At 55.5% G+C, this 22,476-nt stretch carries 20 protein-coding genes; 19 read left to right on the top strand and 1 reads right to left on the bottom strand.

Going from position 1 to position 22,476, the window contains the following annotated elements:
- The 13 genes from HCR00_RS06295 to HCR00_RS06235 form a co-directional block, all read left to right on the top strand.
- A partial coding sequence (locus tag HCR00_RS06295; protein ID WP_208317313.1) for an SdrD B-like domain-containing protein occupies positions 1-3,204 on the top strand: 3,204 nt, incomplete at its 5' end.
- Between the two features lie 100 nt (positions 3,205-3,304).
- A complete protein-coding gene (locus HCR00_RS06290) occupies positions 3,305-4,393 on the top strand; it encodes a metal ABC transporter substrate-binding protein (protein ID WP_167143751.1) in 1,089 nt (362 codons plus the stop codon).
- An 86-nt stretch (positions 4,394-4,479) separates the two neighbouring features.
- Entirely contained in the window at positions 4,480-5,367 is an 888-nt protein-coding gene (locus HCR00_RS06285; RefSeq protein WP_167143748.1) for a metal ABC transporter ATP-binding protein, read from the top strand.
- Positions 5,364-6,230 (top strand): metal ABC transporter permease, encoded by an 867-nt coding sequence (locus tag HCR00_RS06280; RefSeq protein WP_243854576.1) that lies wholly within the window; start codon positions 5,364-5,366, stop codon positions 6,228-6,230. The genes HCR00_RS06285 and HCR00_RS06280 overlap by 4 nt, the downstream gene beginning before the upstream one ends.
- Positions 6,227-7,018, top strand: coding sequence for a metal ABC transporter permease (locus tag HCR00_RS06275; RefSeq protein ID WP_167143745.1), 792 nt, complete (start codon positions 6,227-6,229; stop codon positions 7,016-7,018). Before HCR00_RS06280 ends, HCR00_RS06275 begins: the two co-directional genes overlap by 4 nt.
- A 52-nt stretch (positions 7,019-7,070) precedes the next feature.
- Positions 7,071-7,457 (top strand): Fur family transcriptional regulator, encoded by a 387-nt coding sequence (locus tag HCR00_RS06270; RefSeq protein WP_166986647.1) that lies wholly within the window; start codon positions 7,071-7,073, stop codon positions 7,455-7,457.
- A 170-nt stretch (positions 7,458-7,627) separates the two neighbouring features.
- Positions 7,628-7,864, top strand: a complete 237-nt coding sequence (rpmB, locus tag HCR00_RS06265) for a 50S ribosomal protein L28 (protein ID WP_166986650.1) — start codon at positions 7,628-7,630, stop codon at positions 7,862-7,864.
- Position 7,865: 1 nt separating this feature from the next.
- Entirely contained in the window at positions 7,866-8,033 is a 168-nt protein-coding gene (gene rpmG, locus HCR00_RS06260; RefSeq protein WP_166986653.1) for a 50S ribosomal protein L33, read from the top strand.
- Positions 8,034-8,035: 2 nt separating this feature from the next.
- On the top strand, positions 8,036-8,341 hold the full coding sequence (rpsN, locus tag HCR00_RS06255) for a 30S ribosomal protein S14 (RefSeq protein ID WP_166986656.1): 306 nt from the start codon (positions 8,036-8,038) through the stop codon (positions 8,339-8,341).
- A gap of 129 nt (positions 8,342-8,470) precedes the next feature.
- Positions 8,471-8,770, top strand: coding sequence for a Dabb family protein (locus HCR00_RS06250; protein WP_166986660.1), 300 nt, complete (start codon positions 8,471-8,473; stop codon positions 8,768-8,770).
- A gap of 292 nt (positions 8,771-9,062) precedes the next feature.
- Complete coding sequence (locus HCR00_RS06245; RefSeq protein WP_166986663.1) at positions 9,063-9,344, top strand: HU family DNA-binding protein; 282 nt, start codon at positions 9,063-9,065, stop codon at positions 9,342-9,344.
- 76 nt (positions 9,345-9,420) lie between these two features.
- Positions 9,421-11,457, top strand: coding sequence for a bifunctional copper resistance protein CopD/cytochrome c oxidase assembly protein (locus HCR00_RS06240; protein WP_208317312.1), 2,037 nt, complete (start codon positions 9,421-9,423; stop codon positions 11,455-11,457).
- A 243-nt stretch (positions 11,458-11,700) separates the two neighbouring features.
- Positions 11,701-13,233 carry a sigma-70 family RNA polymerase sigma factor gene (locus HCR00_RS06235; protein ID WP_167143742.1) on the top strand — a complete coding sequence of 511 codons (1,533 nt, stop codon included), beginning with the start codon at positions 11,701-11,703 and terminating at the stop codon, positions 13,231-13,233.
- Between the two features lie 54 nt (positions 13,234-13,287).
- On the opposite strand, the gene HCR00_RS06230 is transcribed toward HCR00_RS06235, so the two are convergent.
- On the bottom strand, positions 13,288-14,568 hold the full coding sequence (locus HCR00_RS06230) for a class I SAM-dependent RNA methyltransferase (protein ID WP_208317311.1): 1,281 nt from the start codon (positions 14,566-14,568) through the stop codon (positions 13,288-13,290).
- A gap of 47 nt (positions 14,569-14,615) precedes the next feature.
- Here HCR00_RS06230 and HCR00_RS06225 point away from each other — a divergent pair, with 47 nt between their 5' ends.
- The 6 genes from HCR00_RS06225 (at position 14,616) to HCR00_RS06200 (ending at position 22,472) form a co-directional block, all read left to right on the top strand.
- Complete coding sequence (locus HCR00_RS06225; protein ID WP_167143739.1) at positions 14,616-15,257, top strand: Maf family protein; 642 nt, start codon at positions 14,616-14,618, stop codon at positions 15,255-15,257.
- A gap of 108 nt (positions 15,258-15,365) precedes the next feature.
- Positions 15,366-16,763: an aspartate aminotransferase family protein gene (locus HCR00_RS06220; protein ID WP_166986672.1), complete on the top strand. Its 1,398-nt coding sequence runs from the start codon at positions 15,366-15,368 to the stop codon at positions 16,761-16,763.
- A gap of 169 nt (positions 16,764-16,932) precedes the next feature.
- Positions 16,933-18,537: an ABC transporter substrate-binding protein gene (locus tag HCR00_RS06215; protein ID WP_243854575.1), complete on the top strand. Its 1,605-nt coding sequence runs from the start codon at positions 16,933-16,935 to the stop codon at positions 18,535-18,537.
- Positions 18,538-18,619: 82 nt separating this feature from the next.
- A complete protein-coding gene (locus tag HCR00_RS06210) occupies positions 18,620-19,699 on the top strand; it encodes an ABC transporter permease (protein WP_166986679.1) in 1,080 nt (359 codons plus the stop codon).
- Positions 19,700-19,701: 2 nt separating this feature from the next.
- Entirely contained in the window at positions 19,702-20,748 is a 1,047-nt protein-coding gene (locus HCR00_RS06205; protein WP_243854574.1) for an ABC transporter permease, read from the top strand.
- Positions 20,745-22,472, top strand: a complete 1,728-nt coding sequence (locus HCR00_RS06200) for a dipeptide ABC transporter ATP-binding protein (protein ID WP_167143733.1) — start codon at positions 20,745-20,747, stop codon at positions 22,470-22,472. The genes HCR00_RS06205 and HCR00_RS06200 overlap by 4 nt, the downstream gene beginning before the upstream one ends.
- Positions 22,473-22,476: the final 4 nt, after the last annotated feature.

Genomic DNA, 22,476 nt, shown 5'->3' with positions numbered 1-22,476 from the left:
CCTGCTTCTATTGGTGATACTGTCTGGCTTGATGAGAATAATGACGGTGTGCAGGGTGCGGGTGAGCGTCCGCTTGCTGATGTTACTGTCAAGCTTGTTGATGCCGGTGGTAAGACTGTTGCGTCTGTGAAGACGGATGCTGAGGGGAAGTACAGTTTCCCTGGCTTGCGTCCTGGTGCTTACACCGTTGAGTATGAGACTCCTGCTGGTTATGTTCCTGCGTCTGCTGAGCAGGGGGCTGATCGTGGGGTTGATTCAAATCCGAATAAGAGCGCTGTGACTGTGGTTTCTGGTGAGACTAATAACAGTGTTGATTTCGGTTTTGTTGGCGCTGGTGTTATTGGTGATCTCGTTTTTGAAGACACTAATGGTAACGGTAAGCATGATGCTGGTGAGCCTGGTGTTGCCGGTGTTGTTGTGACGCTGTTGAACGCTGCTGGTGAGCCGGTTGATGTGAACGGTAATGTGCTGGCTGATGGGGCTGAGCCTGTTACCGCGGTTACTGGCGCTGATGGTAAGTACCGTTTTGAGCGTGTTGTGCCTGGTGATTACAAGGTGCGTGTTGCTCAGCCTGATGGTTTTGTGCAGTCGTTTGGTCCTGGTGAGGGCGAGCTGTCTTTGACTTCGGGGACTGTGAGCCTTACGCCTGCGGCGATGACTAATTTGGATCAGGATTTTGGTTTCTATCGTCCTGCTTCTATTGGTGATACTGTCTGGCTTGATGAGAATAATGACGGTGTGCAGGGTGCGGGTGAGCGTCCGCTTGCTGATGTTACTGTCAAGCTTGTTGATGCCGGTGGTAAGACTGTTGCGTCTGTGAAGACGGATGCTGAGGGGAAGTACAGTTTCCCTGGCTTGCGTCCTGGTGCTTACACCGTTGAGTATGAGACTCCTGCTGGTTATGTTCCTGCGTCTGCTGAGCAGGGGGCTGATCGTGGGGTTGATTCAAATCCGAATAAGAGCGCTGTGACTGTGGTTTCTGGTGAGACTAATAACAGTGTTGATTTCGGTTTTGTTGGCGCTGGTGTTATTGGTGATCTCGTTTTTGAAGACACTAATGGTAACGGTAAGCATGATGCTGGTGAGCCTGGTGTTGCCGGTGTTGTTGTGACGCTGTTGAACGCTGCTGGTGAGCCGGTTGATGTGAACGGTAATGTGCTGGCTGATGGGGCTGAGCCTGTTACCGCGGTTACTGGCGCTGATGGTAAGTACCGTTTTGAGCGTGTTGTGCCTGGTGATTACAAGGTGCGTGTTGCTCAGCCTGATGGTTTTGTGCAGTCGTTTGGTCCTGGTGAGGGCGAGCTGTCTTTGACTTCGGGGACTGTGAGCCTTACGCCTGCGGCGATGACTAATTTGGATCAGGATTTTGGTTTCTATCGTCCTGCTTCTATTGGTGATACTGTCTGGCTTGATGGTAACGATAATGGTGTTCGTGATGCTGGTGAGTCTGGTATTGCTGGTGTTGAGGTGCATCTGCTTAATGCAGCTGGTGACCCTGTGACCGATGCAGCTGGTGACCCTGTTGTTGTGACCACCGATGCTGAGGGGAAGTACAGTTTCCCTGGCTTGCGTCCTGGCGACTATCAGGTGAAGCTAGTGCTGCCTTCTAAGAATGCGTATGCCGCGACTGTGACCGGCGCTGATAATAAGCTTGCTGAGCTGAATGCTGGTGAGGGTGTTATTACTCCTGTGACTGTTGTTTCTGGTCAGGAGCGTCTGGACGTTGATGCTGCTGTGAAGAATGCTGGTGTGATTACCGGCAAGCTCTTCAACGATGACAACGGTGACGGTGTGCAGGATGCCGGTGAGGGTCCGTTCAATGGTGTGACTGTTGAGCTGGTTGATCCTGCTACCGGTAATGTCATTGCTACCGCTGTGACGAATGATGCTGGTGGGTATCGTTTTGCTAATCTTGCTCCTGGTGATTACCAGGTGCGGGTTAAGACAGATACTCTGCCTGCCGGCTACTCGCAGTCTTCTGGCCCAGCAGCCGGTGGTGTTTACGATGTTGCTTTGAGCGATGAGTCTGCTGAAAGCATGGTTGTGAACGATCGTGACTTTGGTTACGCGAAACCGGTTAGGGTTGGTGACCGTGTCTGGCTCGATAAGGACGGTGACGGAATTCAGGATCCTGCTGAGCCTGGTCTTGCGGGTGTAGTTGTGAACCTGCTTGATCGTAAGGGTGAGCCTGTGCTGAATGGTGATGGTGAGCCGTTGACTGCGACTACCAATGAGCAGGGTCTGTACAGCTTTGATGAGCTGCCTGCCGGCACCTACACTGTGAAGTTTGATTTGCCTGCTGGGTTTACGGCTTCGCCAGCTGATGCTGGTAACGGCCGTGACGACTCACGCGGCGAGAGCTACACCTTCACTATCAGTGGTAAGGATGTTGCGCGTAGCGATATTGACTTCGGTGTTGTTGGCACCGGCGTTATTACGGGCAGCATTTTCAACGACGGTGATCGCGACGGTGTTTTTGATGGGGCTGAGAATACTTTCGAGAATGTTGTTGTAGGTCTTTATGATGCTGACGGTAATCCGGTGCTCGACTCTGAAGGTAAGCCGATTACTGCGGTTACTGATAAAGACGGCGGTTATGTAGTTGAGAAGCTGTGGCCGGGAGAGTACACCTTGCGCATTGTTGATGTGCCTGCTGGTTACAAGTTGACCACTGATGAGGTGCTTTCGGTAGAGCTTACGCCTGAGCAGATGACTGCTGAGCAGCAGGACTTTGGTCTGATTGGCGCTGGCAAGGTGACCGGCACTGTCTGGAATGATGCGGATCGCAGTAATCTGCCTGACCCAAGTAAGGGTTTCCCGAATGTGAAGGTTAACCTTTTCGATGCTCAGGGTGAGCTGATCGGGACTTCTGAGACTGATGAGAATGGTTTCTTTGAGTTCGGTGATCTTGAGCCTGGTAGCTACACGGTGAAGATTGATCCTGATACTGTGCCTGCTGGTTTTGAGTTCAGTTTTGGTGCTGACGGCTGGTCGGTTACCTTGGATGCGGGCAATGAGTGGACTGCTGAGGCTAATTTCGGGCTTGTGAAGTCGCCTGAGCCGATTAAGGCTGCGCCTCGGAAGCCTGGTCTGGCTATCACTGGTTCTAGTGGTGAGTTTGCTGTGATCGGTGTGATCTTGGTTGCGCTTGCTGCTGGTGTGCTGCTGGTGGCCGGTCGCCGCAAGGAGGAGCAGGAAAGCTAGCTAGCTGACTAGGTTAGTTGTTGGGGGTTCGGGTGTTACTCGGACCCCCAAACTATTACCCCAAGCTACCGCTATTTGTGAACGATTATCATTAAGGGGTATGCTGGAGGGTATGCTAAAAAACGGTTTACGAAAGAGAATCGCCACCCTAATCGGTGCTTTCGCAGTCTGCGGTCTCGCGCTTGCTGGATGCGCCACAGGCGGCACCTCTGACACCGGAGCAGCACAGAGTAGCGGCAGCGCAGAAGGCAAACTTAAAGTAGTTGCGAGCACCACCCAGGTGCAAGACTTTGTTGCGCAAATTGCCGGTGATCGTGTGCAACTCACCGGGCTTTTAAAACCGGGTGCCAGTGCGCACAATTTTGATCCAACCCCAGCTGATCTAGTCGCACTCGGCGAGGCAGACATTCTCTTTCTAAACGGAGTCGGGCTTGAAGAATTTCTCGACTCGGCAATTAAATCGAGTGGCTTTCACGGCAAAATTGTTGAGGCGGCAGACGCTGTAGACCTAGAGGCCGCTGCAGAGATAACCGCAAAATCTGCCGCGCAGGGTGAAGCTGATCACGACGGTCACGCTACCGAAGCTGAGGATCACGATCACGATCATGATCACGATCACGGTGGTGTCAATCCGCACATTTGGACAGCACCGAAAATGGCTCGGCAGATGCTTGACCCAATTGCAGAGGCGCTGAGTAAAGCAGACCCAGAAAACCGGGAGTACTATCACGAAAACGCGACAGCCTATGGTGAAAAACTAGCTGCGCTTGACAGCTGGATTGCGTCAGAATTCGCGAAGGTGGATCCTGCTAAAAAACGGTTTGTGAGCAGCCATAATGCTCTCCTGTACTACCTTGACAGTTATGGCATAGAGTTTGTTGGCAGCGTGATCCCGAGCTTTGAAGATAACTCCGAGCCGAGTGCTGCGGAAATTAACGAGCTTGTTGCCAACATTAAAAAATCGGGTGTGCAGGCTATCTTCTTTGAGTCAAGCGTTAGTGATCGGCTCAGCAAAACCGTTGCAAACGAGGCAAACGTGGTGCTTGTCACAGATCCGATTTATGCTGATGCTGTCGGTGTAGAACCGCCGGCAAACACCTACATCGGGGCAACGATCGCCAACACAGAAAATATCCTGCAGGCGTGGGGATACGATCCTTCTCCTGTGCCACAAGAAGTCACAAACTAGTGCGGGAGTAAAAGGCGGCATTCGATCTGGCACAACCTTGTTCGAGAACTGTCTAACCTCACACCCCAGTCAAGCGATACAGCGAGATGAGTAAAACTTTAACAAGACCGATCCCGCCACGAAAGCCTGCGCAGGCAGCAGCCGTGGTTGATCTGCGAGACGCCAGTTTTGGCTACGCCGGCAGGGCAGCGGCAGCAAACATCACCGCCACCCTGCATGCGGGCGAGTCGGTTGCTTTAATCGGGCCAAACGGCAGCGGAAAATCGACGCTGCTGAACGGTCTCGCCGGGCTTACTGAGCATCTTGGCGGCAGCGCGCAGGTGCTCGGGGTGCGGCCCGGATCCGCAAACAAACAACTGGGGCTGCTGCCTCAAGCAGACAGTCGCAACCTGCAGATTCCTGTGTCTGTGCAGCAGGTCCTCGCAATGGGTCTCTACAGTCACCGCCGTGCGCTGCAACCGATCGGAAAAAACGGCAAAGCCGCCATCAGTGAAGCCTTGTCGACTGTAGGCCTGACAGAGCACGCGAAAAAACTTTTCTCAGACCTCTCCGGCGGGCAGCAGCAGCGTGCAATTCTTGCTCGCGCTCTCGTCGCAAAACCACGCCTACTGCTGCTAGATGAGCCGTTTAACGGTCTCGACCGGCCCAATCGCGACGCCTTACTGCGCACTATTACAGCTCTTAGAGAGAGCGGATGTGCCGTTGTTGTGAGCACGCACGACCTTGAGATAGCGCGAGATGCCTGCACTCACGTGATGCTCCTCGACCAGCGTATGATCGCGTTCGGCACTATTGCCCAAGCGCTCACCCTTGAAAACGTCGCGGCCACATTCCACGACACAACTGTTGAGATAGACGCGCACAAACTCACTACTCGCCACGAAGACACCGGGCATCAGCACCACGTGCACCACGGCGACCACATTCACGAGATGCACACGCACGCCGCCGCAGATCCTGAAGAGTGCCCGTGACCTTCACAGACTTACTTGCCGCCTTTCAACTGCCGTTCATAATGCGCGGTTTATTAACCATGCTCATGCTCGCAGCTGCAGCCAGTATTATCGGGCTTTTCGTGAGTTTTCGAGACCTCGAGTTTGTCACTGACGGGCTCGTGCACGCGGTGTTTCCCGGTCTAGTAATCGGCTATATTATTGGCGGATCAACACTCCTCCTACCTGGCGCGCTTGTTGCCGCAACGATCGCGGTCGTGCTTATCACCCTCCTCACGCAGCGCGGCAAGCTCGGTAATGATGCGGCTGTCGCGGTGATCCTCACCAGCGCGTTCAGCCTCGGCATCGTGCTCGTTTCACGGCAGCAGGACTATGTGAGCGCCTTGAATGCGCTGTTATTTGGGCATCTGCTGACCGTCACCGCGACGCAGCTGATCGCCCTTAGCTGTGTAGCGCTGCTCTCAGTGCTCATGATCCTCATGACTTGGCGACGACAGATCTTCCGTGCGCATGATGTGAGCGGTTTCCGCGCCGCCGGTTACAGTGTGCTGGCTACCGACCTCATCCTCGGGGTTGCGATTGCGTTTCTGATAGTGGCTGGTGTGCAAGCGCTCGGTAATCTGCTGGTTACAGCGCTGCTTATCGTGCCAACAGCAGCCGCTCGGCAGCTCACTAACAGACTCTGGGGAACGGTGCTCCTGGCGTTTCTGATCACCGCATTCGCCAGTTTCGTAGGCATTGCTTTTGCAATTTGGTCGTCATTCGCGCTGGGCGTAAACACCCCCGCGGGTGCAGCGGTAGTGCTTGCCCTCATCGCAATATACGGGCTGACCCTGCTGCCTTCTCTAGCTCGCAAACTACAGAGCAGAAAGGTTGCGCAGTGACACTAAGCTATCTCGAACGCGCAGCCGTTGAACTTCTGCTGCTCTCCATGCTTGCTGCGATAGTCGGGCCGCTGATTGTGATGCGTGGGCGGGCTTTCTACTCGGTAGCGCTCAGTCACGCAACCTTCCCCGGTGGCGTAATAGCCGCAATGCTGGGGATTAATGTGCTTTTCGGGCAGGCGGTTGCTGCCCTCCTCCTGACAGTGTTGCTCGCTTTGCTCAGTCGTGTTAAGCGACAGGGGGCGGGCACGGCAACGGGTATCGTGCTGGTTTTCGGTTTTGCGCTCGGATCCCTGCTCGCTTCCCTGCAGGGTGGCAGCTCAATTCCGGTTGAATCGCTGCTTATCGGTTCTCTATTCGGTGTGCAAACAACAGATATTGTGGTTGCCGCAGTAGTGCTTGGCAGCGTTGTCGCAGTGCTCGGTTTCACACATAGAGCACTGTTTTATGACACATTCGATCGCATCGGATTTCGGGCGGCGGGCGGCAATCCACTGCTGCCTGAGTTAGTGGCGACAGCCATCACCGCCGCAACAATCGTTGTGGCAATGCCGGCCGTGGGCGCAATTCTTGCGGTCTCGCTTGTTGTTGGGCCGGCCGCAACCGCACAGCTTTTAGTGCGAAACATCGCCTGGGTGCCGCCGGTCGCATTCATTTTGGCGGTTACCGCCAGCGCAGTCGGCCTGTGGCTGTCATGGCATTTTGCAGTTGCCGCCGGAGGCGCAATCGGCCTGGTTGTCGCGCTCTTGTTTTTGCTGTCACTCGGTGTGCGCGCGATCCGCACCTGACATATTTAAACTAAACACATTACAATCTTGTGCAGAGCCCTAAGGAGCGAAAATGGTTGTAAAGCGGAACACCTGGCAGCGTGAGGCTGTGCGGGCGGCCATGGCGGCCGAGACCGGGTTTGTGAGTGCCCAACAGCTGCACGATCGTTTGCGCGCTGAGGGCAGCACCATCGGGCTTGCAACCGTCTACCGTTCGCTCGCCACCTTGGTGGAACTGGGTGAGGCAGACATGCTGAACTCACCCGAGGGTGAAAACCTCTTTCGATTTTGCAGCACAGACCACCATCACCACCACCTCATTTGCCGCAAATGCGGGGCAGCGGTTGAGATTGCGGCCGCCCCAGTTGAACGCTGGGCGCAAGAAGAAGCAAAGCGACACGGCTACAGTGACGTAAAGCACGTGATCGACATCTTCGGTATCTGCGCTAAATGTCGTTAATCTAGCGCGGTAATCAAACTTGCGCAGGCTGTGCTAACTAGCGTAAGCTTGATTCTTGGCTGTGTTCTCTCCTAGGAGCGCAGACCGTGACCCGTGCCAACCGGCCGGGACGCAGACAAGAGATCTTGGGAAGAATCACTGCGATTCTTCGGTACTGAGAGGAAACATTTATGGCAGCAGTGTGCCAGGTGACCGGAGCCGTTCCAGGCTTTGGCCACAACGTATCACACTCACACCGCCGCACCAAGCGTCGGTTTGATCCAAACATTCAGAAAAAGACCTACTTCGTGCCTTCACTCGGCCGCAAGGTTACCCTGACCCTGTCAGCAAAGGGAATCAAGGTTATCGATGCGCGCGGTATCGAAGCCGTAGTTGCAGATCTGCAGAAGCGTGGGGTGAAGCTCTAAAATGGCAAAAGCTCAAGACGTTCGCCCAATCATTAAACTGCGCTCTACCGCAGGCACCGGTTACACCTACGTAACCAAGAAGAACCGCCGCAACACTCCAGATCGACTCGTGCTCAAGAAGTACGATCCGGTAGTTCGTAAGCACGTTGAATTCCGAGAGGAGCGCTAATCATGGCGAAGAAAAGCATGATCGCTAAGAACAAACAGCGCCAGGAAGTTGTTGCGCGCTACGCAGAGCGTCGCGCAGAGCTGAAGAAAGCTCTCGTAGACCCAAACGGCACCCCTGAGAGCCGTGAAGCTGCTCGTCGTGGCCTGCAGAAGCTGCCACGCAACGCTTCTCCAGTGCGTGTGCGCAGCCGCGACGTAATCGACGGTCGTCCACGTGGCGTACTTTCAAAATACGGCGTCAGCCGTGTGCGTTTCCGCGATATGGCACACCGCGGTGAGCTGCCAGGCATCACCAAGTCAAGCTGGTAAACGCTTATACATATACTGACGTAAGGGCGGGCACTGTTAAGTGTCCGCCCTTATGCTTTTGCATTCTAGGTGTGCGGATGAAGCGGTATCGTTATGGATGGATTCAAAATCGAGAGCTGGGAGAAGTAAATGCTGCGACACGTTGTGATGTGGAAAATGAACGGCGCCACCGTCGAGGCGCGAGCTGAGCAAGCCGCCGAGTGCGCTGCGGCGCTTAAGGCTATGGACGGTAAAATTCCGACTCTAGAGCATATAGAGGTGCATGCGGAGAGTCTTGGAGCTGAGGGCAACTGGGATTTAGTTTTAATCACTGACTTTGCAGACGCGGCAGCCCTTGCAGAATACAGCGTGCACCCGGAGCATCTGCAGGTTGTCGAGATAGTGAAACCGCGCTCTGCTGCGCGCGCCGCAGTTGACGCCGAATATTAAAGACGATGTAACCCTTGCGCCTATCTCAGCTATGGAAATCGAAGATATTTGCAAGCCTCGAAAAGCGCAAAATCGGGTTAAAAACCATAAAAAACTCTGAGAAACCGGAAAATTGCGGGGCAAACACTAAAAAAGTCGCCGCAAAACACCGCTAATAGGCGATTACTGGGGTAAATTAGCGTCAGATCAACTGATCGACTCCGTGGCACCGTCACGGTGGAAACTCCCCTTGTGGGGCTTCCCTTGAGTCTTAAACAATTAGGGTGGATACCCCACTTTGAAAGGATGACAAATGTCACTCAACAAGACTGAACTCGTTGCAAAGGTAGCTGCAGAGACCGGTCAGAGCCAGGCAGCAGTAAACAGCGTAATCGACGGTCTCTTCAGCGCAGTTGCTGAGACCCTCGCTAACGGCGGTAAAGTTTCAATCCCAGGTTGGGTAACCTTCGACACCATCGAGACCGCTGCTCGCACTGGCCGCAACCCACAGACCGGCGAGACCATCAACATTCCAGCTGGTAAGCGTGCAAAGGCTACCATCGGTTCAAAGCTGAAGGCAGCTGTTAAGAAGTAAATCTTTTAAAAGAATTTAGATCCCGGGGTCGCAGCTATCGCGGCCCCGGGATTTTTGTCTCCGGTAGGCTAGACGGGTGAGTAAATCTGTCCGTATCTTTATACCAGCGCTAATACTGCTGCTGGTGACGACAGCGCTCACACTCGCCGCCGGTCTCGATATGGGTGGTGCTAGCGCTGCACGAGCGCTGCTGGATCCCGGTGTTTTTGTGCGTTATGCGGTGCCGGCCTCGCGCACGGTTGTAAACGTGGCTCTGGCGATAACGGTCGGCTCTCTCGTTCTTGCACTCTGGGCGCTCGACCCCAAGAGTAAACTGTGGGGAAAAACGATCGACCTTGCCGCCGGTGCGGCAGCAGTGCTGACAGTTGCCGGGATGCTCGCAACAGTGACAACCTTTATTGATGTCAGCAATCAGAGCTTCAGCGCAGACGCACAGTTTGGCGCGGCGCTGCTTCAGTTCATTACCGAGTTCGAGCTTGGACAGTACTGGTTCTTACTGGTTTTAAGCGCGGCTCTCACAACTGTGCTCTGCTTTGGAATCCGCTCTCGGAAGCTCCTGCTGCTGCCGCTTCTCACAGCTGGGCTGACACTGCTGCCGCTTGCGGCGCAGGGCCATGCCGCTGGCGCAAGCGGGCATAGTCTCGCCGTCAACGCAATTTTTATGCACATAACAGGCGCTGCAGTCTGGCTCGGTGGGCTGGTAGCGGTGTCTTTAATAGCAAGCAGTGCAAAACCACAGCAGCTCGTGAATATCGTGCAGCGCTACTCATTTTTAGCGCTGTGGGCGTCGTTTATCGTCGCTGCATCCGGCGTCGTTAGCGGCGTTATTCGCCTGTCAACTGTAGACGATATTTGGGGCACTGGTTACGGCAGGCTGCTGATCGCCAAAGCTGTCACCTTGGTGTTAGCTATTGCCTTCGGGGCGTGGCAACGGCTGCGCATTATTAACTCACTGGAACGCGCAGCAACCGGGGCGGTTGCCGGAAAGCAGGGGTTTGCCGCGATCCGCAAGACTTTTGTAGCTCTGGTGCTTTTGGAGCTTGCCGTGATGGGAGCAGCCTCTGGTTTTGCTGGTGCCCTCGGCCGCACTGCAACCCCGCAACCTATCGAAGTAGCGCGTGAATCACAGCGCGAAATCACCCCTGCAGAGTATCTAACGGGGGATCCGCTCCCGCCTGAGTTTACACCTGCAAGCATATTCAACGCGTGGAAATTCGATTTGCTGTGGGCTTCTTTCTCGCTAGGCGGTATTGCGCTCTATCTCTTCGGGGTGTGGCGCTTGCGAAAACGCGGCGATAGATGGCCGATTCTGCGCACTGCATCTTTCATAACCGGAATGCTGCTTTTGGCATACGTCACGAACGGCTTCTTAAATGTTTATGAGGCATATCTGTTTAGCATGCACATGCTCGGGCACATGTTCCTGACTATGTTGATTCCGACCCTCCTGGTGCTTGGCGCGCCGGTAACTCTGCTGCTGCGGGCGGCCGCAAAACGCCGCGACGGTTCTTGGGGTGCGCGTGAGTGGGTGCTGTGGCTGACTGAGACCCCGTGGGCAAAGTTTGTAACGCACCCGATTGTGGCGTGTTTTATTTTCGCAGCCTCACTCTGGGTGTTCTATTTCACGCCGGTGCTGCGCTGGGCGATGGAGTCCCACCTCGGGCACCAGTGGATGATTGTGCACTTTTTGCTCTCCGGCTATTTTTTCACCCTGACGCTGATCGGCATAGATCCGGTGCCGAAACGCTATCCGCACACACTGCGCATGGTTTTATTACTCGTCACTATGGGGGCGCACGCCTTCTTCGGAGTTACGATCATGAGCGGCACCGGCCTGCTTGCGGCTGATTGGTTTGGTGCGATGGGGCGCACATGGGGGGCGGATCCTTTACGCGATCAGCAAAACGGCGGCGGTATCGCTTGGGGCATTGGAGAGCTGCCAACTCTTTTGATTATGCTGGTCTTGGCGTGGCAGTGGGCGCGTTCGGATGAAAAAGAGCAGCGCCGCCGTGACCGCGCCGCTGAGCGCTCCGATGAGGCAGAGTTGCGCGCTTATAACGAGATGCTGCAGCAGCGTGCGGCACGCGACGCTGCAAAGCAAGCGCGCCGCTAACTGGAGCGTAAATAAAAACCGCCACAAGGGGGAGCTGGGAGGCTGCTTGTGGCGGTTTTATAACCTGGGGGGATATTCGCGAATTCACCTATAGAGTGTTGCGTCAAGGCAAAAAGTGACAGCGTTTAAAAAAAGTAACCTTCGGCGTGTCGCCTGGTATCGGCCGGATTTTACGCGTTTGCAGATGCGCCGGCTGATCGTGCAATAATGGAAGAGAGCCCATCTCTAGGGCGAAGGGCATTTATGCGAAAGCTTAATTATTTTAATCCGAAGCGGGCAGAGCAAGAGCTGTTAACAGCGGCCCGACAGGGGCAGGCTGATGCCTATTCTGCGCTGTGGAAAAAACACAATCGTGCGGTCACCGCCGCGATGCGCACACTGGCCTATGACAACGCTGAAGATGTCACCGCTGAGGCATTTGCTCAGGTTTGGGAGCGGCTCCAGAAAGACGCAGAACCAATAAAGAACTTCCGCGCCTACCTCATGACGGTTGCGCGCAACATCGCTGCGACTTGGTATCGTGACGCAACTAGGGAGCGGGCACGACTGCTGCACGAGATCGCGTTGGATGCCGCCGATGTGTCGGTTGAGGAGCGTGAAAACCGCCGTGATATCGCTCTCGCCTTCAAACAGATTCCACCGCACTGGCAGGAGCTGCTGTGGCTGCTCGATGTTGAAAAGTTGCCTCGCACCCTCGTTGCAAATCGGCTTGGGCTCAGCCCGAACACCGTGACCGTAAATGCGCGTCGCGCACGCGAGCGCCTGCGTGAAGAGTGGCTGAGCGTGCAGCTGCCGGTGCAACTGATCGGATCCCACTCTGACACGCTCAAAAATCTACCCAGATATGTGCGCGGATCACTCAGCGCAAAGATGCGTCAGCCTCTCGATGAGCATCTCGAACACTGTGAAAGCTGTGGGCGCATCTACGCTGCGCTCAGCGATTCTGACAACCGCCTGGGTCGGGCGGCTGTATTCGCGCTGTGGACGGGCGGCGTTGGCGTTGCTGTTGCGGCGGCGCAGGGCACTGCTGCGACAACCCCAGCTGCAGCAGCGGTCTTACACATAAAGAACTTTGTTCCCCAACAGTTGTTGAGCTCAACTGCTGTTGCGGCCGGTGTTGCCTTGGTAACAGTCGCCGGTGCGGCTGCGGCAGTCACGCTGCCCACCTCCCCAGCCACGCAGGAAGCTACCAGCTCTGACACCTCTAATTCTGCTGCTAGGGATAGCTCTAGCGACACACGCGCAAGCGGGGAGGAGGGCACACCGCTTGCAGACTTCGACGATGTTGAGCTCGCAGTTGGCGATCTTGACGGTGACGGCGTTGAAAACACCCCTGCGGATCACGCTATCGCCCACGCTCCAGATAACAGCGAAACTCCGCTTCAGCAATCCGGCGCAGTCGCTGGACCATTTTCATTCACGCAGACTGGTGCCGCTAACCCCCGTAACGAACGCGCAGCTGAGGCACCGACTAGTGTGCCCGTAGATGTTTCACAGCTAATGCCGGTTGGCGGGCCCGATCCGAAACCAATTACACAAGTGATAGTGCCAGAGACTGCCGAAGAGCCCGCTGATGAAGATCCAATAACCGACGACTCTAGCGCCGTGCTCACGGAGCCAGAGCAGACGGAAGCCGAGCCGCCCACCCTAGACGTGAATGAACCTGATTACTCAGAGACCTCTGACGGCTCGAGCTCACGCGACCGATCGGCAATCCTTGAGTGCGGTGACAGAGAGTTTCTTGGTGAACTTTCCTGCATTTTCAGTTTTCGCTAGTCGGTTAGACTAACCAGTTATTTGCGCATCTTTCCGAGAGAGGGCGCACGAAATCTAACGCTGGAAAAGAGCGATAGTCTCGAAGTGATGCGTGTGCGGGAACATATCCAGCCCGTGCATTTCTAAGAGATCGTATCCGCCAGCCAGCAGTGTCTGCGTATCACGCGCTAACGCTACCGGATCGCAAGCAACATAAACTATATTTTTCGGTTGCAGCGCTATTAGGCTTCCGGTTACGGCATTACCCGCCCCCGCACGTGGCGGATCAATTACCACGGTGCCCTTCTTTAGACGGTCGCGGGCTATCGCCGATCCCTTATATAGGTCACGTAAATAGTGCTCAACCTTGGCGGTTAGCGCCTGCGCGCCCGCAAAATCTGCGAGGTTTTCGGCGGCAAGATCGGTGGCAGACTCAACCGACTCGATAGAAGTAATTTTGGCTCGCTCACCGGCCGCGTCAATAAACGCTGCCGCCAGAAGACCAACCCCGCCATACAGATCAAGATTGTAACCACTCGGGTCAACGGCGTCACCGAGTGCGGTAACGGCCGCAGAGACCTCACCGTATAGCCGTTCTGCTGCGCCGCGGTGCACCTGCCAGAAGCCGCCAGCACGCACCTGAAAATCACGGTTGTTAACGGCCTCATAAACCACGTCTGCCGCGCCAACGGGCGCCTTTTCACCTCGGTAGGTCAGCAGCATACGCGGGTCATCGGCGCTTGGTGCCACCAAATCGACTCGTGTAACGTCAGGCATCCGTTCATCAAGCGGAGCAATTAAGCTGAGCTGGTCAGAGGCGAGAGGCAGCGACTTGACAGGAATTACCCTGTGGCTGCGGGCAGCGTAGGGGCCGACGATCCCGGTTTCAGGGTCGGTGTGCAAACTCACTCGGGTGCGCCACCCCAAACCGTTCTCGTAGTCGTCACCCAGCAGCGGGTCGATGCTGACATTGGGGACGGCGTCGGCCGCGATCCGCCCCTGCCTGATCAGCGCATCTCGCAACACCTGCGCTTTCAAATCACGCTGGTGACCGAGTGCGATATGGCCGAATTCTGCGCCTCCCACACGGTCTTGCGGATCGCGGCTAATGTCGGCCTCAGCCCACACATGCGCTGTGCGGAAGGGCGACGGCTGCAAAACCTGCACAGTGACCGCGCGAGCAAAATTCTTTTTAAGTTCAATAATGCGTGCGCGCACCTGCTCGCCCGGCAGAGTGTCTGAGATGAAAACAACGCGCCCGCTGCTGTGGCGCGCGACGCTGACGCCACCGTGGGCGATGCCTGTGATATCAAGGACGACATCATCTCCGACGTGCAGTTCTGCTGAAGTAGTCATTTAATTAGTGTATCTAGGGTGTTAGCGCAGCGGCTTAGGATTGAAATATGCGTTTAGTTCTTGCCTCGACTTCTCCGGCGCGGCGCGCGGTGCTCACCGCCGCCGGCATCACCCCAGTTTGTTTTGCGCCCACTGTTGATGAGGCCGCCGCAGTTGCAGCTGCTGAGAATGAACAGGGCACGCCACTCACCGCAGCGGAAACAGTTGACCTTCTGGCAAAACTGAAGGCGCGCGATGTTGCTGCCCGCTACGGCAGCGCAGCTGACGGTCTGGTGCTCGGGGGCGACAGCGTTTTTCTGCTCGACGGCGAGGTGCTCGGGAAGCCGCATTATCCTGATGTTGCCCTGGGACGTGCGAAAAAACATCGCGGTCGCACCGGCACGCTGCACTCCGGTCACTGCTTGCTTGAGGTTAAAAACGGTGAGATTGTTGGGGAGGCGTCGCTAACCGACACGGCTCTTGTAACGCTTGCTCCCGATGTTACTGATGCGGAGCTGGCTGCCTATGTTGCAAGCGGTGAACCCCTAAAGCTCGCTGGTGGATTCGCGATTGACGGTCGTGCTGGCGCGTTTATTAGCGGTATTCAGGGCAGCCCGAGCTGTGTTATGGGGTTATCGCTGCCTGCTCTGCGTCAGCTGGTGCGTCGCTTAGGTTACGAATACACCGCCCTGTGGACTGCGTCTGCATAACTTCCGTTTGAGTATTACAAAGCAGCGTTAAGACAGAGATAGTTTGCGCAGTAGAATTGCGAATGAACCGCAAATTTGCGGCGCAATAATTGAAGGGACCGATAACTGGTGGCAGATTTTGTTGACATCCGAGGTGCAGAGCAAAACTTCGGCGACAATGCCGCACAGCGCGAAGTGCGCGCGAACGATCGTGGCTTTGTCTTTCACTCATGGAGTGCACAGGGTAAGATCGATCCGCTGCCCGTAGCCAAGGGCGAGGGTGTGCGTTTCTGGGACTACGACGGAAAAGAGTATCTCGACTTTTCTTCACAGCTTGTAAACCTGAACCTGGGTCACCAGCACCCTGATTTGGTGCAGGCTATCCAAGAGCAGGCGGGGCGGCTTGCAACCATTCAGCCAGCATTCGCTAACGATGCGCGCGGCGAATTAGCGCGTTTGATCGTTGAAAGCAGTTTTGAGGGTGCGCGTTCAGTGTTCTTTACCAACGGTGGTGCAGACGCGAACGAGTATGCGATTCGGCTGGCTCGGCACCATACCGGCAGGCAAAAAGTGCTGTCACGTTTCCGCAGCTATCACGGCTCAACAGGCACTGCGATCACGCTCACCGGTGAGCCCAGGCGGTGGGCAAACGGTGTGCTCGATATCAACGTTGTGCACTTCTTCGGGCCGTATGAGTATCGGTCAGAGTTTTATGCTGAGTCGCCAGAGCAGGAGGCTGAGCGCGCTTTACGGCACCTTGAGCACACTATTGAGCTTGAGGGCCCGGACACAATCGCCGCGGTCATCCTCGAGACAGCAACCGGCACAAACGGTGTTTTGGTGCCGCCGCCAGGCTATTTAGAGGGTGTGCGTGAGCTGACTAAAAAGCACGGCATCATGCTGATCTGCGATGAGGTGATGGTGGGCTTTGGCCGCTTGGGCAGCATGTTTGCTTTCCAGCAGTTTGGGATCACTCCGGATCTCGTGACCTTCGCGAAGGGTGTGAATTCAGGCTACGTTCCACTCGGCGGCGTAGTGATCAGCGAGGAGATCCACAACACCTTCTCAGAGCAAACCTTCTTCGGCGGCCTCACCTACTCAGGACACCCGCTTGCCTGCGCAGCTGGTGTGGCCACCTTTAATGTTTTCGAACGTGATGGCATTGTTGAGCGAGTGCGCGATTTGGGCGAGCGTGTTGTGCGCCCGGCACTTGAGCGGTTGGTCGAAAAGCATGAGTCGATTGGCGAAGTGCGCGGTCGTGGGCTGTTCTGGGCGTTGGAGCTGGTTGTTTCACGTGAAACACGTGAGCCGCTTGTGCCGTTCAATGCGGCAGGTGACGCAGCTGCGCCTATGAACGCTGTTGCGGCAGCGTGTAAGAAAGCTGGTTTGTGGCCGTTCGTAGCCGGTAACCGTTTGCAGATTGCGCCGCCGTTGATCATCTCGGAGGAAGATCTCGTGCGTGGCTTAGAGATTATTGACGGTGCGCTTGACGTTGCAGATGCTGAAGCGGCAAAGCTGCGTGGTTAAACCAGTTAGTTACTCAAAAATTTATTATCACCATTAGATAACGTTTTTGCCTGAGCTTAGGTAAAAGTGATTCAGCCTGATACTCCTAGTAGGCTTTTGGTGAAAGATATTTGCGTGCGCAACGAAGCGATACTGTTGCAGGATGCGTTCGCAACAGCACGGAGGATATATGAAGAAAAAATTTTATGGCTCAATAGCTTTAGCTAGCACAGCTGCGCTGCTGCTTGCTGGCTGCGCTGGGGGCGGCGACAACAGCGGTGGCTCAAGCAATGGAATTACCGTCGGCACAACCGAGGTGGTTACATCACTCGATCCCGCTGGTTCTTACGACAATGGTTCATTTGCCATCGCGACAAATGTTTACCCATTCCTGCTGAACAACCCAGTGGGTGAGGCAACTGTAGAGCCAGACATCGCAGAGACAGCTGAGTTCACCGGCCCAACCGAATACACTGTCACCCTCAAGAAGGGTCTGACTTTCGCGAACGGTCACGACCTCACAGCATCTGATGTTGTGCACACATTTGAGCGTATGCTCAACATCGACGACGCAAACGGGCCGCAGAGCCTGTTAGAGGGTATGGAGTCTGTAAAAGCAACTGATGATCTCACTGTTGTTTTCACCCTAAAAGCTGAGCACGATCAGACTTTCCCACAGATTCTGTCAAGCCCAGTGGCTCCGATCCTCGATGAGGAAGTATTCCCGGCTGATAAATTGCTTGACGATGCAGCCGTTATTGAAGCCAAGCCGTTTGCTGGCCAGTACACACTCGAGCGCTTCGACAAAGGCAACCTTGCCGTGTTTAAAGCTAACGACGCATACAAGGGCATTTGGGGCGCTCCAAAGACTGAGCAGATTAACGTTCGCTACTTTGCAAACGAGTCAAACCTGAGCCAGGCTATCGAAACTAAAGCTGTTGATGTTGCATTCCGTTCACTCTCGGCAACCGATGTTGCAAAGTTTGAGAAGACTGACGGTCTGAACGTTGTGCACGGCCCCGGTGGCGAGATTCGCTACATCGTGTTCAACTTCGACACCATGCCCTACGGCGCAGCAACTGCTGAAGCAGACGCTAACAAAGCTCTTGCTGTGCGCCAGGCGGTTGCAGATTTGATAGACCGTGAAAAGATTGCGCACGAGGTGTTCAAGGACACCTACACCCCGCTCTACGGACATGTTCCTGCCGGGCTTGAGGGTGCTGCTGAACCGTTGAAGTCTCTGTACGGTGACGGTAACGGTGGCGCTGACGCTGCGAAAGCAGCTTCCCGTTTGGAAGCTGCCGGTGTTGAGACTCCGGTTACCCTTGACCTGCAGTATGTTGCTGAGCGCTACGGCGCTGCGGCCACCGAAGAGTACGCGCAGATTAAAGCAATGCTCGAAGCTGATGGTCTCTTCAACGTAAACCTGCAGACCACTGAATGGGGTGTCTACTCAAAGGAGTACAGCTCTGGTGCATACCCAGCCTTCCAGCTCGGCTGGTTCCCTGACTACTCAGACGCTGATAACTATCTCACGCCGTTCTTCCTTGAGGGTGGCTTCTTGAAGAACCACTACAACAACGAAGCGGTAAATACCCTGCTGCGTGAACAGGTGGCGACAGATGACGCCGCGAAACGCGCCTCACTCATTGAAGAGGTGCAGAACCTCACCGCTAACGATCTGCCAACCGTCCCACTGCTGCAGGGCGCACAGGTTGCAGTAGCGGTTGATGGCATCAGCGGCGTTACCCTTGATCCATCATTTAAGTTCCGTTTTGGAACCTTCGCACGCTAGGTTAGTTAGCTGAGACAAGCGGGCGGGTCTCTCGATACTCTCGAGGACCCGCCCACATTGGCTTTAACAGGAAAGCAAAAATATGGCTGCAGTAGCTGAGACGCAGGCAGTGTCTGCGACGAAAAAGAAGAAGTCGGGCGGTGGGCTCGGGCGTTATATCTTGTGGCGCGCTGTGCTGATCATTCCGACTGTGTTTATTTTGGTGACGATGGTGTTCCTTCTGATGCGCACCATCGGAGACCCAATCACCGCGTCTATTGGTGGAAAACTGCCACCCGATCAGCTCGCTGCCCGCATTGCGGCGGCCGGCTATGATCGGCCAGTTTTGGTGCAGTACTTCGAGTACCTCGGGCAGGTTTTTACCGGTAATTTCGGCACCACAATCACAGACAACCGCCCGGTTACTGAAGTGCTGCTAACCTTCGGTTCGGCAACTTTGGAGCTTGCGTTTTACACTCTGATTGTTGCGTTTATTGTCGGTATCCCGCTCGGTATGGCCGCAGCCTACTACCGCGACAAGGGGCCGGATGCGGCACTGCGCATGTTTGCGATCTTTACCTATGCAACCCCGGTCTTCTTCTCCGGTTTGATAATGAAGCTGATCTTTGGGGTCTGGCTTGGTTGGCTTCCTGTGTCGGGCCGCGCCTCGGTGAACACTGAGATCGACATCCAGCTGAATGTCGCAAACCCAACCGGTATTTACCTCATCGACGCCATCCAGACCGGGAATCCGGCAAACATTATCGATGTGCTGCGTCATGCGGTGCTGCCGGCGCTGACACTTGGCATGATGACAGCTGGTGTCTTCCTGCGTCTTGTGCGCACCAATATGATTGGCACTATCGGCCGTGAATACGTTGAGTCTGGCCGGTCACGTGGTGTGTCTGAGTTCAGACTTATCACTAAACACGCATACCGGCCGGCCCTGATCCCAGTGATCACTGTGATTGGCCTGCAGATAGCGCTGCTGCTCGGTGGCGCTGTGCTCACCGAAACCACATTTGAGTGGAAAGGTCTCGGCTTTCAGCTCGCCTATTATCTCTCAGGCCGCGACTTTGTTGCTGTGCAGGGTATTGTGGCGATGCTGGCGGTCATCGTTGCGCTTTCCAACTTCATCGTGGATATACTTGCGGCGCTCATCGACCCACGAGTGAGGTACTAACTATGACTGTGAAGAAATGGCACAACCTGCCACTGATTAAGCAGTATCGGATGTCTGTTGGCTGGCAGCGTTTTATGCTCACGGTGGGTCTCGCGCTCGTCGGCCTGTTTGTGTTTGTTGCGCTGTTTGCCCCGCTGTTGGCGCCGTACTCACACAATCAGCTGTCAAACGAAAACGGATCTTTTGGATCTCTGTCAGCGCCGAGCATAGCCCACCCGTTGGGCACAACTATCGCTGGATACGACGTGTTATCCCGTGTTATCTGGGGTAGCCGGACAGCGCTGTTCGTGATTGTAATCGCCGTGCTCGCATCTATCTTTATCGGCTCACTGCTCGGTCTTATTTCGGGTTACATTGGCGGTGTTATTGACCGTGTGCTCGTGATGATCTCTGATGCGGTGTATGCGTTCCCGTCACTGCTGCTTGCGATTGTGCTGTCGATTATGATCTCCGGCGGTCAATCGAGCATGTGGGGCGGTATATTGGCCGCGGGATTCTCGATCACAGTTGTGTTTATTCCGCAGTATTTCCGCGTCGTGCGGTCAGAAGTTGTGCGCATCAAGGCAGAAGCATTTGTGGAGTCTGCGCGCGTTGTTGGCGCAAGCCACATGCGGATCATGTTCCGCCACGTGTTCCGCAACTCGACCCGCTCGCTGCCGCTGGTGTTTACGCTGAACGCATCTGAGGCGATCCTCACTTTGGCAGGTCTTGGATTCTTGGGTTTCGGTATCGAGCCAAACTCTGCCTCTGAGTGGGGTTACGATCTGAACAAGTCACTCAGCGATGTAACAAACGGTGTCTGGTGGACGGCGCTGTGGCCTGGACTTGCAATTGTGCTCGTCGTGGTCGGGCTCACCCTCACAGGTGAGTCACTCAACGATCTGGCAGACCCACGTCTGCGCAGCCGCCGACGTGCTGTTGCAGGATCGGGCACCGTCGCGAACACCTCTGTTGTGACGATACCTGATGTAGCGGCGGGCTCTGTTACAGTCGGGGAGGTCGCGGCTGATCCGAAAGAAGCAGGCACGAGTGAAGGAGGTGCCCGATGAATCAGGTGCTAGATATTCAAAACCTTGAGGTTACTTTTTCGACCGACCGGGGGCCGGTAAAAGCGGTTGATGGCGTGTCACTGCAGGTTGCTCCGGGTCGGGTGCTTGCGGTGGTTGGCGAATCTGGCTCGGGTAAAACCGTGTCGGCGCGCACGGTTTTGGGCTTGCTGCCGGAGACTGCTGCTACAAACGGCGCTGTTTTGCTTGCGAACACCACTGAGCGCGGCGGCGTCAGCGATGTAATTACGCTGAGCAAAGATGAACTGCGAAAAGCGCGCGGGCGTGACGTGGCGATGGTTTTCCAGGAGCCGTCAACTGCGATGAACCCGGTGTTTCCAATCTGGTGGCAGATTGCAGAGGGGCTGCGTGCGCACGGTAAATACACGAAAAAAGAGCTGCGCTCCAAGGTGCTTGAGATGCTGAAGCTGGTGGGTCTGCCAGACCCTGAAGCGCGTCTCGACTACTACCCACACCAGCTGTCTGGCGGGCAAAAACAGCGCGTCATGATTGCGATGGCGCTGGCCTTGCGCCCGGGTTTGATTGTTGCTGATGAGCCAACGACCGCGCTTGATGTGACGGTGCAGGCGGAAATTCTCGACCTCTTGCGCAGGCTGCGCGATGAGCTGGGAACAGCAATTCTGCTGATCACCCACAATATGGGTGTGGTAGCCGATCTGGCCGATGATGTTGCTGTGATGTATCAGGGCAAGGTTGTTGAGACCGGCTCGGTTGAGCAGATTTTTAAACACCCGCAGGAGGATTACACAAAGACCCTGCTCGGCGCTGTGCTGAAGCTCGGCGATGGGCGGATCCGTGCGGCCAGTGTGCATGAGGCTGAAGCTGCTGCGCATGCCGCAGGTATTGCACATGAGCCGAAGCCGAAGGGCGAAGTTTTGGTTGCAGCCCGCGGTCTAGAGATCCAGTATCCGGGCCGCTTGGGGCGCCCCGGTTTTAAAGCTGTGCGCGGTGTTGACTTCGAAATTCGGGGCGGTGAGGTTTATGGTCTCGTCGGTGAGTCCGGCTCGGGTAAGTCAACAATTGGGCGCGCGATTGCGGGTCTCACCGAAGCTACTGGCGGGTCTTTGCAGGTTTTCGGCCACGAGATGGTCGGGTTTAAAGAGAAGGCTTTTAAACCACTGCGCAAAGACATTGGATTTGTTTTCCAGGATCCCGCATCAAGCTTTAATCCGCTGTTAACGATTGCTGAGAACGTTGCTGAACCGTTGATTGTGCACGGTAAAGCGAAAGACGCTTCTGCTGCTCGCGCGCGAGTCGATGAGCTGTTGGAGGCTGTGCAGCTGCCGCGCAGCTATGGTGACCGCTTCCCGCACGAGCTTTCCGGCGGGCAGCGCCAGCGTGCCTCATTAGCGCGAGGTTTGGCGCTTGATCCGAAACTGTTGATTGCTGATGAACCGACAAGTGCCTTAGACGTAAGCGTGCAGGCGCGTGTGCTTGAGCTGTTTGCGGAGTTGCAGCACGAACTGGGTTTCGCGTCTCTCTTCATCACCCACGATTTGGCTGTTGTTGATGCTTTGGCTGACACGGTGGGTGTGCTTTTCCACGGCGAGCTTGTTGAAGCAGGGCCGGCGCAGCAGGTGTTGAGCGATCCGCAGGAGCTTTACACGCAGCGTCTCTTAGCTTCACTGCCAGTGCCAGATCCTGCCGAGCAGGCAGAGCGTCGCGAGCTGGCACGGAAGCTGCGCGCCGCAGCGGGGATTAGCTAACCGT

The sequence above is a fragment of the Canibacter zhoujuaniae genome, assembly GCF_011752005.1.
In the GTDB taxonomy this organism is placed as follows: Bacteria; Actinomycetota; Actinomycetes; order Actinomycetales; family Microbacteriaceae; genus Canibacter; species Canibacter zhoujuaniae.
This window is presented reverse-complemented; position numbering and strand designations above follow the sequence as displayed.